2 protein-coding genes are annotated in these 1,138 nt (G+C 36.7%); both read right to left on the bottom strand.

Translation table 11 applies throughout. From position 1 onward, the window contains the following. Window positions 1-59: 59 nt before the first annotated feature. A complete protein-coding gene (locus tag BUB22_RS15970) occupies window positions 60-476 on the bottom strand; it encodes a hypothetical protein (protein ID WP_073116672.1) in 417 nt (138 codons plus the stop codon). 7 nt (window positions 477-483) lie between these two features. Beyond that, window positions 484-915 carry an acyltransferase gene (locus BUB22_RS15965; RefSeq protein ID WP_217650387.1) on the bottom strand — a complete coding sequence of 144 codons (432 nt, stop codon included), beginning with the start codon at window positions 913-915 and terminating at the stop codon, window positions 484-486. Window positions 916-1,138: the final 223 nt, after the last annotated feature.

Raw genomic sequence — 1,138 nt, 5'->3', positions numbered from 1 at the left:
TTGTAGTTGACTTTTGCCATTGTTTTACCTTTTTGGGGTTGCGCAATGAATATAGTAGCTTATGCTACCCTCTTATTAAACTCCTGCATGGTCCATCTCGCATCTAAGACAAATTCAAGAGAGTCTAGATAGCCCCGCATATAGAGACCTCCGTCAATGCCGGGCCAAATAGTATCTCCGAGAGATTCTCCACCACGATAATCAAGGCCACCGACAAGGCTTGTTGCTAAAAAGGCCCTGTTGGAGCCATATTTCAACAAGGCGCTTTTTTCTCGTTCAACGGCATTCAGGCGCCATGCAGAATCTCGTTGCGGATAATGGAACTCTTGCTTAACATCGGTCGTTGTAAGCCGATGAAACTCAAACAGCATCGGCGCCGTTTCAAGCAACTTGAGATTGTAGCGCTCTGGAGACAGAATAGGTGCCGCAAAGTTTTCTATTCCCAACAAAAACACAAAAAATAAAATTTTTTTCATTTGCTAATCATGACAAATACAAGTGATTCTGATTATTAACAATAACGCTCCCTTCTCTTATTGATTTTGCCACAACACAGCCTGCTCCAATTACGCAGTTATCGCCAATTTGAACACCTTTCAATATCACAACATTTGATCCTATCCAACAATGCGACCCAATATTAATTGGAGCACTTTTATACCCCTGATTCTTTATAGATTTATTCGCATCCCGATATTGGTGGTTATGGTCGTATATTTTAACGTTTTCCCCAAAAATAGTTCCATCTCCGATAGTAATTCCAGCTCGCGATGCAATCGTGCAATAATTATTAAAAAAAACATCTTTTCCAATCTTAACAAAACCTCTTCCTTCTATTACAAGATGAAAGCCTGCACGAAATTGGGTTTTTATTGGCAAACCAGCACGATTGCCATAAGTCATTTTGAACATCATTATTTTTATAAAAGAAAATATGTGATAGAATAATTTAAATACAATCATCCTTTTCCCTTTATTAAGTAGCTTCAATATTCTATAGTCATTTTTTTATAAATAAATCGTCATTCAAATTTAAAAGAAGTTTGGATTTGTAGGTTTTTTAATAGTGGGTTCATGAACAACCATATTCATTACCGGTTAAGTTAAAATATATCCTTTTTTCTTGTTAAGTGGTATA

The organism is Fibrobacter sp. UWCM, from assembly GCF_900129735.1.
Lineage (GTDB): Bacteria > Fibrobacterota > Fibrobacteria > Fibrobacterales > Fibrobacteraceae > Fibrobacter.
The sequence above is the reverse complement of the archived record's forward strand: the minus strand, read 5'-3'. Positions and strand labels throughout refer to the sequence as shown.